This window comes from Lysinibacillus sp. NPDC093190 (genome assembly GCF_050280425.1).
Taxonomy (GTDB): domain Bacteria; phylum Bacillota; class Bacilli; order Bacillales_A; family Planococcaceae; genus Lysinibacillus.
This window is the reverse complement of the sequence record NZ_JBNNVG010000043.1, coordinates 17,821-32,742: the sequence shown is the minus strand read 5'-3', so window position 1 is coordinate 32,742 and position 14,922 is coordinate 17,821. Positions and strand designations below refer to the sequence as shown.

15 protein-coding genes, 1 pseudogene and 1 riboswitch are annotated in these 14,922 nt (G+C 36.9%); of the genes and pseudogenes, 4 read left to right on the top strand and 12 right to left on the bottom strand.

Translation table 11 applies throughout. The features are described from left to right. Positions 1 to 151 precede the first annotated feature (151 nt). From ACQKOF_RS23090 to ACQKOF_RS23075, 4 genes and pseudogenes are all read right to left on the bottom strand, one after another. Positions 152 to 370 (bottom strand): annotated as a pseudogene (locus tag ACQKOF_RS23090) (ion channel); the annotation flags it as partial. 189 nt (positions 371 to 559) lie between these two features. After that, complete coding sequence (locus tag ACQKOF_RS23085) at positions 560 to 2,182, bottom strand: S-layer homology domain-containing protein (protein WP_427562258.1); 1,623 nt, start codon at positions 2,180 to 2,182, stop codon at positions 560 to 562. Positions 2,183 to 2,339: 157 nt separating this feature from the next. Then, positions 2,340 to 3,506, bottom strand: coding sequence for an endonuclease Q family protein (locus ACQKOF_RS23080; protein ID WP_427562272.1), 1,167 nt, complete (start codon positions 3,504 to 3,506; stop codon positions 2,340 to 2,342). A 72-nt stretch (positions 3,507 to 3,578) separates the two neighbouring features. Continuing rightward, a complete protein-coding gene (locus ACQKOF_RS23075; RefSeq protein ID WP_427562255.1) occupies positions 3,579 to 3,749 on the bottom strand; it encodes a hypothetical protein in 171 nt (56 codons plus the stop codon). A 146-nt stretch (positions 3,750 to 3,895) separates the two neighbouring features. Here ACQKOF_RS23075 and ACQKOF_RS23070 point away from each other — a divergent pair, with 146 nt between their 5' ends. The 3 genes from ACQKOF_RS23070 (at position 3,896) to ACQKOF_RS23060 (ending at position 5,204) form a co-directional block, all read left to right on the top strand. Beyond that, positions 3,896 to 4,474 (top strand): TetR family transcriptional regulator, encoded by a 579-nt coding sequence (locus tag ACQKOF_RS23070; RefSeq protein WP_427562253.1) that lies wholly within the window; start codon positions 3,896 to 3,898, stop codon positions 4,472 to 4,474. Between the two features lie 62 nt (positions 4,475 to 4,536). Next, entirely contained in the window at positions 4,537 to 4,890 is a 354-nt protein-coding gene (locus ACQKOF_RS23065; RefSeq protein ID WP_427562250.1) for a DMT family transporter, read from the top strand. After that, positions 4,890 to 5,204, top strand: coding sequence for a DMT family transporter (locus tag ACQKOF_RS23060; RefSeq protein ID WP_370047203.1), 315 nt, complete (start codon positions 4,890 to 4,892; stop codon positions 5,202 to 5,204). Before ACQKOF_RS23065 ends, ACQKOF_RS23060 begins: the two co-directional genes overlap by 1 nt. Positions 5,205 to 5,760: 556 nt before the next feature. On the opposite strand, the gene ACQKOF_RS23055 is transcribed toward ACQKOF_RS23060, so the two are convergent. Both ACQKOF_RS23055 and ACQKOF_RS23050 read right to left on the bottom strand, forming a co-directional pair. Beyond that, on the bottom strand, positions 5,761 to 6,555 hold the full coding sequence (locus ACQKOF_RS23055) for a heme ABC transporter ATP-binding protein (RefSeq protein WP_427562247.1): 795 nt from the start codon (positions 6,553 to 6,555) through the stop codon (positions 5,761 to 5,763). A gap of 5 nt (positions 6,556 to 6,560) precedes the next feature. Beyond that, on the bottom strand, positions 6,561 to 7,607 hold the full coding sequence (locus ACQKOF_RS23050; protein ID WP_427562244.1) for a FecCD family ABC transporter permease: 1,047 nt from the start codon (positions 7,605 to 7,607) through the stop codon (positions 6,561 to 6,563). A 141-nt stretch (positions 7,608 to 7,748) separates the two neighbouring features. Then, positions 7,749 to 7,941, bottom strand: a riboswitch (cobalamin riboswitch). A 171-nt stretch (positions 7,942 to 8,112) separates the two neighbouring features. Here ACQKOF_RS23050 and ACQKOF_RS23045 point away from each other — a divergent pair. After that, positions 8,113 to 8,709 (top strand): biotin transporter BioY, encoded by a 597-nt coding sequence (locus ACQKOF_RS23045; protein ID WP_427562241.1) that lies wholly within the window; start codon positions 8,113 to 8,115, stop codon positions 8,707 to 8,709. Between the two features lie 460 nt (positions 8,710 to 9,169). On the opposite strand, the gene ACQKOF_RS23040 is transcribed toward ACQKOF_RS23045, so the two are convergent. The 6 genes from ACQKOF_RS23040 to ACQKOF_RS23015 all read right to left on the bottom strand — a co-directional run bounded on the left by ACQKOF_RS23040 (position 9,170) and on the right by ACQKOF_RS23015 (position 14,856). After that, positions 9,170 to 9,712: an NADPH-dependent FMN reductase gene (locus tag ACQKOF_RS23040; RefSeq protein ID WP_427562238.1), complete on the bottom strand. Its 543-nt coding sequence runs from the start codon at positions 9,710 to 9,712 to the stop codon at positions 9,170 to 9,172. 62 nt (positions 9,713 to 9,774) lie between these two features. Next, positions 9,775 to 10,392 (bottom strand): nitroreductase family protein, encoded by a 618-nt coding sequence (locus tag ACQKOF_RS23035; RefSeq protein WP_427562235.1) that lies wholly within the window; start codon positions 10,390 to 10,392, stop codon positions 9,775 to 9,777. Positions 10,393 to 10,482: 90 nt separating this feature from the next. Further along, positions 10,483 to 11,466: a ring-cleaving dioxygenase gene (locus ACQKOF_RS23030; RefSeq protein ID WP_427562232.1), complete on the bottom strand. Its 984-nt coding sequence runs from the start codon at positions 11,464 to 11,466 to the stop codon at positions 10,483 to 10,485. A 50-nt stretch (positions 11,467 to 11,516) separates the two neighbouring features. Continuing rightward, entirely contained in the window at positions 11,517 to 11,951 is a 435-nt protein-coding gene (locus tag ACQKOF_RS23025; protein ID WP_427562229.1) for a MarR family winged helix-turn-helix transcriptional regulator, read from the bottom strand. 138 nt (positions 11,952 to 12,089) lie between these two features. Continuing rightward, positions 12,090 to 12,371 (bottom strand): YusW family protein, encoded by a 282-nt coding sequence (locus tag ACQKOF_RS23020; RefSeq protein WP_427562227.1) that lies wholly within the window; start codon positions 12,369 to 12,371, stop codon positions 12,090 to 12,092. A 262-nt stretch (positions 12,372 to 12,633) separates the two neighbouring features. Next, complete coding sequence (locus ACQKOF_RS23015; protein ID WP_427562225.1) at positions 12,634 to 14,856, bottom strand: YcdB/YcdC domain-containing protein; 2,223 nt, start codon at positions 14,854 to 14,856, stop codon at positions 12,634 to 12,636. Positions 14,857 to 14,922 lie beyond the last annotated feature (66 nt).

The following is a 14,922-nucleotide window of genomic DNA, read 5'->3' as shown; positions in this document are numbered from 1 at the left end:
CAGACCTGAATTCATTGTACGGCTGGGGTTTTTTTCTTGTCCATAGCTAGAAGCTCTTTAGAACCCCTCGCATAGCAAGGGGTTTTCAAAAGATATAAAAGAATAGCAGATCAATAAATCGTTAAGATTTATTGATCTGCTTTGTTAATTTTCAAGATTTTTTTGCTCGTTCTTTCTTTTCTTCCTCAATTGAAAAGTCGACTATTGATCGGCCGAGCATTATTAGCGTAATAAACATGACGCCTGTTCCAATTATTAAATAAATCATCGTAAATATCTTTGAAAAATCACTAGTAGGATACACTCCCGTCTCAACACCAGTTGGAATTAAACTCACTACTGAAAAATACATGGCATCAAGCCAATGCCAGCCTTCCGTCCCTTTCGCCCAGCCTCCACTCCAATCAACTTATCCACATGGTATATATTTTAACAATTGTCATCTCCAACTTTTGATGATGAACCCCTAAATTGTACTAGATATTCATCGCAATAAAAATAACATATGTAAACGTCAAAAGGTAGAGATTTCTATTTACAATCTCTACCTTAAATTATTTTACTTCTTTAATAGACTGTTAAAATTCACAAATATTTTTGCTGCATGGCTACGTTTTGTAGGAGATTCAGGTGAAAATTTCCCTTCATTACCTCTAACAATATCAAGCTCATGTAACATTGTTATTGCATGTTTTGTTTCTTCATTGTAAGAGGCGATATCAGAAAATGGTGCTTTTCCTTTTACAGCGTAAGGTTGCTTTTGTTGATGCTCATAAGCACGATTAATCATTACTGCTAATTGAGCGCGAGTAACAGGCCGTCCAGGGTTAAACTTCCCATCCGTTCCCTTAATTAGCCCATACGCATAAGCTGCTGCAATATCTGACTGAGTTCCGACATCATAGCTTGCTATGTCAGTAAATGGTGCCTGTTCCTTCGTTGTTAAGCCTAGACTTCTAACAAGCATCGTAGCGGCTTGTGCACGAGTAACATTTTGCTCAGGTCTAAACGTACCATCTGCGTAACCTTTCATAATACCTTCTTCAGCTGCCTTCAGCATAAACTCCTTCGCCCAATGATTCTCTATATCAGTAAAGCTTGAAGTTCTTCCTGTGGTAAAAGTAACTGTTGGACTTTGAACACTTTCATGACCAGCTACATCAACCGCTTTAACAGCTATCGTGTATGCTGTATTCTCAGTTAAATTATCCAAAGTTATCGCTGTTGTCTCCGCATTTTGTGTAAATGTTAGCTTACCATTTACATACACATTGTAACTACTGACACCTACATTATCCGTCGCTTCCAGCCAGTTTATTTTAACAGTTGTACTATCTTTCATATTTGCTTCGATAGTTTTTGATACATCCCATAACGTACTTGCTTTAATCGCTGGTAAAAACGCCTCGTTCGCTACTGCTAAATAGCCCGCTTCACTTAAATGAATATTTTCGGGATTTGGTAAATAGCTTGGAACATCTTTTGCTACAATATCGTACGTCGGTACAAAGACGGCACCCGCTTTTTCAACTGTTGTTTTAATCGTTGCATTCATAACTTTTAATAGCATTATAAATTGTTTCTGTAAATCTTCACTATAATACGGAAAAGAATTATAATAACCCATCACATAAACTTGAGCGTTCGGATTAAGCTTCTTAATTTCTTCTAAAATAGCAGCAATATTTTTTATTGCCTCTTGGGAAGCCTTTAACATCGCTGCTGCACTAATACCAGTTGTCTGTGACTCTTTTAAAATAGGTATTAAATCATTGGCACCGGCAGTTAAAGTAATGATTTCAGCCTCTTTAATAGATGTGCGAAGCTTTACCTTTTCTCTTTGATAACCGAATCCTACCACTGGCTTTTCCACATTATTTTGTATATCTTCTAATACATCTTTCGTTGTATAGCCTGAATAAGCAAATCCCTTATTATAAGAAGTGATTAAACCACCTTGTTGTAAAGTTTGTGCAACAAAATCTGGATAACCTAACCCAATTAAACCAACCTCATTCATTCCATGTGCTAAGGAATCGCCCAGTGCTACATAATCTGCTTGAACTACCCAACTTGGCGCTTTGTAGTCTCTTTGTTCCTCAGCATTTACACCTATTGGTACTACTAGTTGTAATGCCAGAACGCTAGCCGCTAAAAATCGAAATTTCTTTGATAATTGCATACACCCACTCCTCCAATTTTTACTAATTACAAGTTTAATATATTGAGAATGAAAATGGGTTAAATAAGCTCCTCACCATAGCGTGTGGTTGATTTCTATTCCGACTAATAAATGGCATACGTTAATGTCATCCACAACTTTTGGTGATGAGCCTTTTTTATTCCAGTTGGATCTTCCCATAAATGCCGCCACCACCAACTTCGATTGCCAATTGCCCTGTTCTTGCTAAATCGATCATCTTGGCAATTTTATGCGGCACGATTTGTTCGAGTTGTTCTAGTGTAACTCGATGCAAGATGTTCATCTCTGTACCAAATGCTTGTACTAATCGGTCCATCATTTTTGGCCCTAATCCTGGAATAAAGTCCAGTGGTACTTGGTGAATATACGCTGGTCGTGCACGTTTATCTGTAACTTGCTCTGAAAGCTCCTTAATACGTGTTGCAACACCTTTTATCATTTGCGTGCTTTGACAGTTTGTACAGATTGTTGCCGAATTGCCAAGCTGCTCACCACATTTTGCACAGACAGTCTGATGATATTTACCGAGCAACGGATTTAAGCCATAATTGGCTGTTACTGCTCGACCCTGCTGTTCATGTAGTGCCATCTTTAATTCTGTAAAATTTGCATTACATAGTCTTAATTTTTGATACTCACGTGCAATTTTCCCAAGTGAATGTGCATCAGAGTTGCTGACAAATGTATATGCTTGCAGCTCTCTAATGTTACTCACCATATCGGAATCAGAGCTTAAACCAAGCTCTATCGCATCTATAAGCTGCGGGTCAAATACTTCTGTTAAACTACGATATACGCCTTTACCGAACAAGCTTTTAAATGGTGTAAAAACATGGGCAGGGATAAAAAGCCCACCTAATTCATAAACCTTTTGCTGCACTGTTCGACCATCACAATAAATGCGCTGAGAGCTTAAATGAATATTTTTCATATGATTAGACATCCAATTTGAAAATTCCCTCATAAGCAGAAGTGTTGGAAAATAGGCCAGGACATGGATTGGTCCAAGGCAATGCTGATCATAAATCTCCATTTCAGTACCTGGAATAAGTGTTGTTTCTTGAAAACGAAGCCCTCCCCGTTCCAACTCCTTCAGTTCACCCCACTCTATCATCTCTGCCATTTCATCCAGTACTTCTGGTGAATGGCAATCAATAATCCCGATAATATCTAGTCCCTTTCTTGCACTTGAAGTTTCTAAAATTCTTGCTAACGTTAACGTTTTACTGCCAGTAATTTTAACAGCACGTCCACTTGAAGTGCGTCCAATATGAATATGTAAATCTGCATAGAAATCCTGCACCATTGTAACCCCCTATTATTTTTTTAGATAAAATAAAAAGCCTCACATTGCTGCAAGGCATTTCATTCTTAATTATGATGGACGATTGCCGTGAGTATTATTATTTGACTCAAAGGCACCCGAGCCCTGTGATGACATTGTCGAAGAATCATATGCCACTAATGTCACTCCCATGTTCTTTTCTAGCTCATTAATTTTTTCAAGCTGTTGCTGATCTAGTTGGGCAATTTTTATCTCTTCCATTTTCATCAAATCCTTTCACGAATAAAATTCCCTAAATAAGAACATATATACACAAAAATAATGACTGATTATCAGTCATTATTCTTTGACTTTATTTCAGATTTTTTGTAACATATTAAATAAGCAGGCTAAAAGCGAGGGATTTCATGTCAAAAGAAGAGAAAATTATTCAAGCTGCAATTGATGTTTTCCGTGAAAAAGGAATTGAAAAGACAAAGGTTTCTGATATCGTAAAAGCTGCAGGTATTGCGCAAGGGACATTTTATCTTTATTTCCCATCTAGGCTTTCAGTTATGCCAGCCATTGCGAAAGTTATGGTTGAGAAAATTATTGCTGCTATTAACGATGGTATTACAAAACAGGAGCCTTTTGCAAAGCAACTTGAAAAAGTAATAGATATAATTTTTTCTCTAACAGAGGAATATCGAGATGTATTTGCACTTATCTATGCCGGTATTACACAAACTGAGCATATGAAAGAATGGGAAAATATATATGCTCCCTATTATGAATGGATGAATAATTTCTTATATGAAGCTCAACAACAAGGAACGATACGTGCTTCTCTAAATACTACACGTTCTTCTAAACTTATAATCGGTCTAGTAGAATCTGCCGCTGAACAAATTTATTTGTATGACGACAGTGAAGAAGAATCAATTAGACTTCAAAAGCTTGAGCTAATCGACTTTTTACATCATGCACTCGGTTTACGTCACGCCTAAGTGACGTTCTCTTTTACATCAAAAATGACTGAACGTCAGTCATAATAGGAAGGAAATTAACTATGCAAAAAGATTGGATTTATGTTGGATTAACTAGTTTGTTTGAATTGTTTTGGATATTTGGCTTTAATGTTGCAAATGCTTGGTGGCATTGGATTATTATTGTGTCTCTAATTGCGATCGATTTCCATTTCTTATCGAAAGCTTGTGAGAACTTACCTACAGGCACCGTTTATGCGACTTTTGCTGGGGTAGGTACAATTGGTACTACATTAATGGACATTTTTATTTTTGAAGGCGAGTTTAATGCTATTAAAGGCATTTTCATGTTTATTTTAGTACTGGGTGTTATTGGTCTTAATTTAGCTGATAACCCTTCAAGAGATCATGATGAAAAGAAAGGAGCTAGTGCATAATGGGTTGGTTACTTGTTTTATTAGCTGCAATTTCAGAAATTATCGGTGTTGTAGGTTTACGCTTTTATAGTCAGGAAAAAAATATACGTAATTTATTAATATATATAGGCGGCTTCGGAATGTCCTTTGTGCTTTTATACGCATCCTTTAACTATTTACAGCTAAGCATTGCCTATGTAGTTTGGGTTGGTATTGGTACAGTTGGTGCTGTTCTTGTGAATATTATATTCTTCGGTGAATCTAAAAACCTGACTCGAATTATTAGTATCATCGCCATTATTATTGGTGTGGCAGGCTTAAAAGCAGTATCTTGATTTGATTTGATTTGATTTGGTTTGGTTTGGTTTGGTTTGGTTTGGTTTGATTTGGTTTGATTTTACTTTTTCGTTGAAACTTTATTTTATAACTATAGGTGTCTATTAAATAAAGTACAGCTCTTCGGCAAAACGAGGGGTTGATTTCCGTTTCGACTGGGCACTTTGTCGCTTCGCTTTCGCGCAGATAAAACATTTGTCGCTGCCGCTTCGTTTTCGCACAGAGCAAAGCTTCCCGGGGGCGTCCGATGAGCCGCTTTTGTTGCTGCCGCTACGTTAGCACTACGCTTTCGCACAGAAAACATCCGCTACGCTGCAGGTTCTCGGGCCAACAGATGTTTTTTGCGCGAAAGCGAAGCGACAGCAGCACCGATGTTGGTCACGAAGGCATTAAACAGGATGTGATGGTTTTAGCCTTCGTTCCTCTATTGCTGATCCCCAAGGAGTCGCCCAGTCTCCACTCCAATCAACCACTTCGCTTAGCGTGTATCTTCTGGCATATCACTATAATTCTCTAGATGCATTTATTTAAAAAATTTATTTCAATATATATCAATCATGTAGTTTCTAAAGCTTGCTTCGCGAATTGCTCTGGGATATACATTAAATATGGTTTACCTGTAAGTGGATGTGTTTGAATATCGGCATAAACACCAAATACATCTTGTAATAATGCCGGTGTAAGTACTTCTTCTGGTGTTCCAAAACAAACAATTCGACCTTGCTGTAAAACATAAATTTGATCGCAATACATAGCTGCAATGTTTAAATCATGTAATGCAGCAACAACTGTTAAATGTAAGGTTTGGATTAAATCCATAAGCTGTAATTGATGCTGAATATCTAGATGATTTGTTGGCTCATCTAAAATCAACACCTGCGCTTGCTGAGCGAGGGCACGAGCAACCATCACACGCTTTTTTTCTCCACCCGAAAGAGAGCTAAAACTACGTTTCTCTAAATGAGCGATACCTGTTTGGTTCAGTGCATCTTTTACAATTTGAAAATCTCGTTCTTGATCAAGCTCCAATAGTTTTTTATGGGGTGTTCTCCCCATACTCACTAAATCATGTACTGTAAAATCGAATAAGACTGGTGTTTCTTGACTCACAACTGCTAAATTTCGAGCAATGCTTTTACTCGGTTGCTTTAAAATATCCTGTTCATTTAATAATACTGTTCCACTTTCTGGTTTTAATAAACGATACATATTCTTTAATAGCGTTGACTTCCCACTACCATTAGGACCGATTAGACCAACAAATTGCTTGTCCTTTATTCGAATACTTACTTCATGTAATATACGTTCATCAGAAATGGAGAATGATACTTGTTTCGCTTCTATTGTCATATGCTTTAATCTCCTTCACCGAATGAATAATTGTTACTACGTAGCAGCCAAATGAAAAATGGACCTCCGCAAAAAGCTGTGATAATTCCAATTGGCATTTCCTCAGGGGCAATTAAAATTCGAGCAAGTGCATCTGCCCAAACTAAGAAAATCCCTCCTAATAATGCGCTAATCGGTATGACATATTTATGGTTTGAACCTACAATTAGCCGTACAATATGTGGAATGATTAAGCCGACAAATCCGATTGAGCCACTTACAGCAACAATCACACCCGTTAATAATGAAACTAATAAAATAAGCTGTATACGGAATTGTTGTAAGTTAACCCCTAATGTGACTGCTGCTTCTTCCCCAAGGAGTAATAAATTTAAGCTTCGATAGTGGAGCCATAACAAGGCAAATACTACAATAAAAATAATTGTAGGAATTAAAAGATTACTCCACTTAGCACCAGCTAGGCTTCCTAGCATCCAAAACATGACCGCCTTCATTCCACCTTCTTGCTTCGACATCATTAATATAAAGTTTGAAATAGCAGATAAAATAAAAGACACCGCCATCCCTGAAAGTAAAAGCCGAAAGACGGAAATCCTACCTCCAACACGTGATAAGAAAAAAACTAACCCCATTGCCGTGAGAGAACCTAAAAATGCAGATACAGAAAGAGCATAAACGCCTAGAAATGAAAAAGCACCTAAAATGATGACGGCTGTAGCACCAACCGTCGCTCCAGAGGAAATCCCTAAAATATATGGCTCTGCAATTGAATTACGAACAAGTGCTTGAATAGCTGCTCCAGCAATTGCCAAACCTGCTCCTACAATAGCAGCGAGTAATACACGCGGAGCTCGGATTTGCCAAATGATAATTTCCTGTGAGCGACTCCAATCTTCTTCGATTGAATTTTGTATAATTGGGATTTTAGAAAGGATGACCTTCCATACATAAAGTGGCGTAACAGAAACCGATCCAACCATAATCGCAATTGTCATTGAAATGATAAGTACTAGAAAAAGAGTCATTGATAGTAGTATAAATTTTTTATTCATCTGTTTATAAACTCCTAATCACTAAATAAATGAAACAAAAAGGGTATTCTATGCAAATGCGCATAGAAATACCCTTGATTAAACAACACCAGAATGATTTCCTTCTACTATTGTCCGTAATTGCTTTCATCCTCGTGGGCATTACAGGAATTACTAATTGGCAGGTCTCCTGGCTTCGAATCAACGTTACTATGATTGCCTTCCCATTCTAGAACAGTGGCTAAATCATCATAGAACTCCTCTTTACAGTTGCGGGACAGCGTCGGATTTGCACCAACTTCCCTTTTAAGTGACACATTGTACAAGATGTCACACCATTAGCATCGAATATTTAAAATTATGACGATTCTATCATATATTTTAATAGTTAGTCTATAACTAACCATTATTTATCAAGTTAAGTAGGAAAATACTTTTACGTTAACCTTTGATGATAATTAAGTTGACACAAAATCATTATTTTTTTACACTAATATTATCAACATTACTTTTTAGGGGTGAAATAATGACAACAGTTGCGGAACACACGCATCACAAATTAAGAACAGTCGATCTTGCATACATTGGACTATTTTCAACATTGATGATGATAGGGGCTAATATTACGTCCATTGTACCTTTCATGATGGTTGGTGGAGTACCTATCACATTACAAACATTTTTTGCTATTTTAGCAGGGCTTATTCTTGGTAGTAGAAAAGGGGCACTCGCTTGTACTGTTTATATGTGTATTGGTTTAGCAGGTGCACCTGTATTTTCACGATTCAATGGAGGCTTTGGACAAATTATAAGTCCTACATTTGGTTTTATTGTCTCATTTATTATAGCTGCATTTGTCGCTGGGCTTATTGTAGAACGCAGTGGAACGAAGAAAAGCTATGTAGTTGCAGCATTAGTTGCAACAGCTATTAATTATTTACTAGGCACAAATTGGATGTACTTTGCCTACAAGCTATGGGCTAGTGCTCCTGATGCTTTCACTTATAAGATAGCATGGCTTTGGATGATGCCTCCTTTACCAAAGGATATTATTTTAGCTGTATTTGCGGGTATTTTTGCACACCGCCTTCAAAAGGTGTTAAAAATAATTCCGATTAAATAAAGGGTCATCATCATAACATGTGGTTGATTTCCGTTCCGACTGGGCGCTCTCCTGTTCTTTCTGTCGATTCAGTTGACTAACTAGTTTTTCTGCAGGAGTGTCGGGGTATTAACCTCTATCTTAAATCCAACAAATAAAAAAATGTCCCATAAGTATATTGCACACTTATGGGACATTTTTTTATTTATCAATTATGCCTCGGCATAATTACGTCCGGAATCGGCTTTTGTGCTTGCACAAAGGATGATTCCGTGACATCCGCCAGAGGCACATGATGTTGGTCACTCAGTCGTTGCCACAGGACGTGGCGTTCTTAGACTGAGTTCCTCTATTTCAGCAGGTGTTTGGACAACCACTGAAAAAGTAAATTAAACCCGCATTCATCTCACCACCTATAGAGGTGGGAGACTTCTGTAGCTGACGCTTCGCTTTCGCTACAAAAGACATTTGCTGAAAAAAGTTAAACGTATTTTTTCACCCAGTTTAAGAAGTTATCAATAACTACATCTAGGAATTTGATAGTACCCTCATCTGTTAAATTGCCTTCTGTATCAAATTTAGTGTGTACTGCTCCAATATAAACATCATTACCACTAAGTAATGGTGAATTTACTCCAGGTGAGAATAAAATATCTCGTAAATGTAATTGTGCTTTAACAGTACCTAAGTTACCCATTGATGCTCCCATCATGAATGATGGCTTGCCAATCATTACTTTATCAACGCGAGATAACCAATCAATGGCGTTAACCATAACACCTGGCACTGTACCATTATATTCTGGTGTTAACCATAGTACTGCATCTGCCGCTTTTACTTTTGCTTTAAAATCAAGTACAGATTGTGGTGCTTCATTTTCGATATCTTGATTATACATTGGTAAATCATTTAAGCTTAATATTTCAAGATCAATTTTCTCTGCATAACGCTTTTGAACAAATTTCGCTAATTGCATATTATAAGATTCTTTACGGATACTACCTACGATTGCTACTACTTTCACAATATTTCCTCCTAAATGTGCATTAATTTTATTATTTGTAAACAGTTTTATTTTATACCGCCCTAATAGTAGGATGCAAATTCCTCAACTGGTTTACGGTAACCACGCAAGCGACGACTAGTTTCTTTTTCTTTACCTATAGTAATCATTAGTGCAATTTCATGTGTTTCTGGCACGTTAAAAAGTGCTCTCATTTGTTGTTGATCAAAGCCGATCATTGGACATGTATCCCATCCACGATTTTTAGCTGCCAGCATAAATAACATAGCTGAAAGTGAAGCGTTACGAATAGCTTCCTCCTTCTTAAACTCCTCGCCAAGTTCTTCATAAAATTTAGTATTTTCATCGACAATATTTTCTAACTCACAAGCATTAATAATGCCTAAGTCTACCATCCCTTGATTAAGGTTAGCGGTGTTTTTATAGGCTTCTTTATCTCCTAAAACAAGTATAACTGCTGAGGCAGAGTGCACTTTATACTGCCCGTACGCCGCCTCTCTTACTTGTTCTTTTTTTTCTTCATCTAATACAACGATGTAATTGGCATGTTGTAAGTTAAAGGCTGATGGAGCAAGCTTAACATCCTCCAAAATGGGACGTATATCTTCTTCGCTCATCTTGATGCCCTCAATAAAATTATTCGCAGAACGACGCTTATCTATTAGTTTTGAAAATTCCATCTAACTGACCTCCAATCATTTTTCTGTTAAGAGTATGTAATTTCCATTCAACAGAGGCTTGTGTATCTCTGCTGAATGGAATGAAAGGTATTACTCATATTCTTTATCGAACGTAATCGTACTTCTTACAGTGTCAATAGGGCGAACAAGCTTTTCAATTTGTGCACGCTTTGGCTCTAAAAATGGTGGCAACGATAATTTTTCACCTAAAGTTTCATAAGGCTCATCTCCCATAAATCCTGGGCCATCAGTAGCTAGCTCAAATAAAATTTGTGGTGCTACTCGTGCATAAAGTGATTCAAAGAAATGACGATTTACGTAACCAGAAGTATGGAAGCCAAAGCTTTCAAATCGTTCAGTCCATTCATTTAGTACTGCTCGATCCTCTACGCGGAATGCAGCATGATGTACTGTACCGAAGCCTTGACGAGCTACTGGTAAAACTGTGTTAAGTTCTACAACGATTTGTGCACCGTTTCCACCTTCACCAACCTCAAATAGGTGGAAATCCCCTTCTTCCGTAATTTCTGTAAAGAGCATCACTTTTTCTAGCATCTCTTTGAAATATTTAAATTCAGCAACTCTCACAAAAACCGGACCTAGGCCTGTAATTGCATATTCAAGAGGAATCGGTCCATCTTGCCATGGAGTTCCTGATGCAACACCTGTATTGTTTTCATCAGAAATAAGTTGATATTGCTGATCGTCAAAATCGACGAAAGATAAAGTTTTCTTGCCAAACTGCTCTTTAATACCTGTATGTTTAACATTTAATTGATCGAAACGTTTTACCCAATAGTCCAATGCCGCATCTGTTGGTACGCGGAATGAGGTTTTGGAAATTTCATTTGTTCCATGCACACCTTTTGGAATATTTGGGAAATCGAAAAACGTCATATCGGTACCAGCGCTACCTTTATCATCTGCAAAGAATAAATGGTATGTTTGGATATCATCCTGATTAACCGTTTTTTTCACTAATCGCATCCCTAACACATAAGTAAAAAATTTATAATTCTCTTCAGCACTACTTGTAATAGCAGTAACGTGGTGAATTCCTTTTAAATGATTCATTTTCTGTTCCTCCTAATTATCTCGAATTCGAGATAATTGCGTAAAATTTTTTATTTATTAACTGCGTTCAAACCAACCTTTTTCAGAGACAGAATCATTGTGTCCATCTCCTGTTGATCTAATACTTCAAAAATCTCGTTAATTTTTTGTTCATGCTTTGGAAATATTTCTTCCATTAATGTCTGTCCTTCATATGTTAATAAAACATATGTCACACGACGATCCTTCGGGCAAGAACGTCGATACACAAAACCTTTTTGTTCGAGCCTATCAATAACATACGTAATACTACTACTTGCGATTAAAATTTTCTTTCCGATCACTTGAATTGGCTGCTCACCATGGTGATATAAAAACTCAAGTACCGAAAATTCGGTTTGATTTAATTCGTATTGAAGTAAATCTCTCTTTGTTGCATCCTGAATCGTTTGATACGCCCGGAACAATACCGTAAAAGCTTTTAAATTACGATTGTCTTCCTTCATACGACTCCCTCTTTTCATTTACTTCGAATTCGATTATCTTTAATTCGAGATAATAATAACATATAAGCTTCTAAACAGCAAACCTTTTGTTTTACTGTAATCTCCTAAAGTACAATGTTGGCTCATTTATTCGTGCCCTTACATGGAAGACGATAATCTAGCGAAATTAAAAGAGCCAGCAAACTCCACTTCAACCTCAATCGAATGGAAGTCTTCAGCAATATTAAATACTAATATTATCTGATCTATTACCTCAGCGTTTGGAGTAATGTCAGTTGCTTGAACAATGGTTCTAATCTTGTATAGCATCACCTTTAAGCTTTTATTTTTACGTTCATCCTTTAACTTCGCCTCTAAGCCAGATTTTTTATTTTCATATTCCACCTCATAAGACTCAGTTGCAGAATAATCAACAGCCAATGAAAACTCCAAAAAATTAAATGTTATTTGTTCAGTGGCAGTATCACCCACCTGCTGTCCAGCATTTTGTTAGTCGGAGCATTGGCAGTGACGTCTTGCACTTTTCTTATTACAACCATAGAGTCCTACTGTCATTAACGAAACAACTAATACTAATTTCATTCTCATCTTGACACTCCTTTCTTCAAATATTATTTCCCAAATCGCCTACAAACAAAAAAGAGTATCCCCAACTAATAGGAGATACTCTTTTCATTTTCGATTACCAGTAATTACGACCGTTGTTATTTTCGTTAATAGCTTTTGCTAAACGAACTGTTGAAACAGCTAACTCTGCATATGTCACTTTCTCAGTAGCATTAAATTTATTTTGCTGTGCATCCATTAATCCCATTGCGCTTACTAAAGCAACATAGCCTGCATACGCTGGATCAATCGAGCCTGCATCAGTGAAGTTTAACTTATAAATGTCACCATGTTTCGCTACTTTTTCCAAATCCAGTACACGTACTAACCATTCTGCAAGCTCTTGACGAGTCAATGTTGCATCTACTGCAAATTGATCCGCCGGTTGTAACATACCCATTCGTACAGCTTGTTCAACGGTTCCATAAAATGGATGCTTTTTGTCAATATTATTGAAGGATTGCTTCTCATTTTCTCTACCATAAGGACCAAAATCAGAATATCCATATGATAATGATTTAACTAAAATTTTCAAAGCTTCTCCTTTTGTTATAGCTGTATCAGCATTAAAGTTTGCTGGGTCTTTAACATCTAACACATTTTGGCGTAGTAAATAAGTTAGTTCTTCACCAGCTGTTGGATGTGAGATGGCTGGTTTTTCTTTAGTATCATTCGCTTTCAGTAGCCATTCGCCAGTTGTTGCATCAATCTGATTGAACAAGCTTCCGTTATAAACTGGAGAGTATACTAAATCATAGTGGTTTTTATCCTCTTCATCCTGTTTTGAATACTGTAGATTCAATTTTAACCCATTGCTATACATTGCTTTTGCTTTATCAGCAGAAACAACCTTATTTACAGACGGCCAATTATCAATCTTGTGATTATTTACATTTAAACCACGTAATTTCCCATCCGCACTGATATTAACAGAAATTCCATCCCCCATTACAGCAATGCCATTAACTATACGTGGGAACGAGAAGTAATATTGCTCACTACGCTTATCATATATTGCATCTTCTAATGGTTTTGAATAGTTATGAAGATATGACGGAGCCCACTCTTTTAAGTAGCCTATTGCCTTTTCTAACGCAGCATCTTTTGAGATTGGCTCTACTTTATCATTTGTCTCTGAAAATTCTCTGCTTATATCCCAGTAGTCTGTAATCTCGCCTGTTGCTTTGTTCACTTCAAATCTGGTACCTGTTCCACCATCTCTATACTCGTACATGTAATGTACTGAATAAATTGGCTCGCCATTTTCATTTTCTCCTTCATCAATCGATTCAATTCGCAGCTTTACTTTGTCTGAATCAACTTTTAAGAGAGACTTTGCTAAATCTTCAACTTCAGCTAATGTCATATTTTTCTTTCTAGGCTCAAGCGGTTGTGCTGAAAGTTTTTCTACACCTTTTGTCTTTGGTACTTGTGAAGTAAAACCATTTGTTGTTTGCCATTGCCCATTTAAAGCATTTACACCCATGAAGCTTGTCGGCATGTACACAAGCTTAGCAATTGCTTCATCTGTTCGGTAGTTATAGTCAATTAAATAACGTAACTCTACTGACAAGTTTTCACGAATCTGTGCAAGTATGTCTGCCTCATTCTTTTTCTGTTCTAAGCTGTCAAATGTTGCTTTACTAGTTGACTCAGTATTACGATACATACTCACAACTTCACCATTTGCTAGAACTTCAATATACATACTCTCATCACTAAATGGCACACCATTATGAGTTGGCGAATAAGCGAATGAATACGAAATTGGTTCAGATATCGGTCTACTGAAACTAAAATCATCATTCCCTAAATCTTCACGAAGCTTGTAATTGGCAGTATTAGGCATTTTCTTCAGGAAGTCTTCGGCAACTTTTTTTGCCTCAGCCTTTGAATATTTAGCAGGATAAATTGCATCCGCCATATTGGCAGGTTGATAGTGGAAGCTTTCTAATGCTAAATCGTCGCCTTTAAAAGTAAAACCACCATAAACATCTTTGCCATTGACTTTCTTATGGAAGCCTAATTCATAGCGTACCGTTTTATCATCATTATAGTAATGCCCTTGTCCCATATCGAAATCATTCTCTGTTACAAAATTGAACTTGTCTGGGAATATTGTATTCAATTGCTTAATAAGCATACTTTTTGTTACTTTTGTTTCTGTTGAAGAAACTTGAATTGCAACTCTCTCTTGCGGTTCTTTTACGTTTGCCGAAGCTTGTGCCATTGGCGAAAGTACACTAACAGAAAATGCAGTAGATGTTAGTATGATACCTAACTTTTTAAATTTTACCAAAATACCCCTCCTAGAATATCATTTACCATAATTATAATATAGATTACCAGAAATGGAAATGATGTT

What these genes read in the sequence shown, in the direction of transcription:
- ACQKOF_RS23085 (WP_427562258.1), bottom strand. Translation starts at nt 2,182, where the DNA reads ATGCAATTATCAAAGAAATTTCGATTTTTAGCGGCTAGCGTTCTGGCA.
- ACQKOF_RS23075 (WP_427562255.1), bottom strand. Translation starts at nt 3,749, where the DNA reads ATGGAAGAGATAAAAATTGCCCAACTAGATCAGCAACAGCTTGAAAAA.
- ACQKOF_RS23070 (WP_427562253.1), top strand. Translation starts at nt 3,896, where the DNA reads ATGTCAAAAGAAGAGAAAATTATTCAAGCTGCAATTGATGTTTTCCGT.
- ACQKOF_RS23065 (WP_427562250.1), top strand. Translation starts at nt 4,537, where the DNA reads ATGCAAAAAGATTGGATTTATGTTGGATTAACTAGTTTGTTTGAATTG.
- ACQKOF_RS23060 (WP_370047203.1), top strand. Translation starts at nt 4,890, where the DNA reads ATGGGTTGGTTACTTGTTTTATTAGCTGCAATTTCAGAAATTATCGGT.
- ACQKOF_RS23055 (WP_427562247.1), bottom strand. Translation starts at nt 6,555, where the DNA reads ATGACAATAGAAGCGAAACAAGTATCATTCTCCATTTCTGATGAACGT.
- ACQKOF_RS23050 (WP_427562244.1), bottom strand. Translation starts at nt 7,607, where the DNA reads ATGAATAAAAAATTTATACTACTATCAATGACTCTTTTTCTAGTACTT.
- ACQKOF_RS23045 (WP_427562241.1), top strand. Translation starts at nt 8,113, where the DNA reads ATGACAACAGTTGCGGAACACACGCATCACAAATTAAGAACAGTCGAT.
- ACQKOF_RS23035 (WP_427562235.1), bottom strand. Translation starts at nt 10,392, where the DNA reads ATGGAATTTTCAAAACTAATAGATAAGCGTCGTTCTGCGAATAATTTT.
- ACQKOF_RS23030 (WP_427562232.1), bottom strand. Translation starts at nt 11,466, where the DNA reads ATGAATCATTTAAAAGGAATTCACCACGTTACTGCTATTACAAGTAGT.
- ACQKOF_RS23025 (WP_427562229.1), bottom strand. Translation starts at nt 11,951, where the DNA reads ATGAAGGAAGACAATCGTAATTTAAAAGCTTTTACGGTATTGTTCCGG.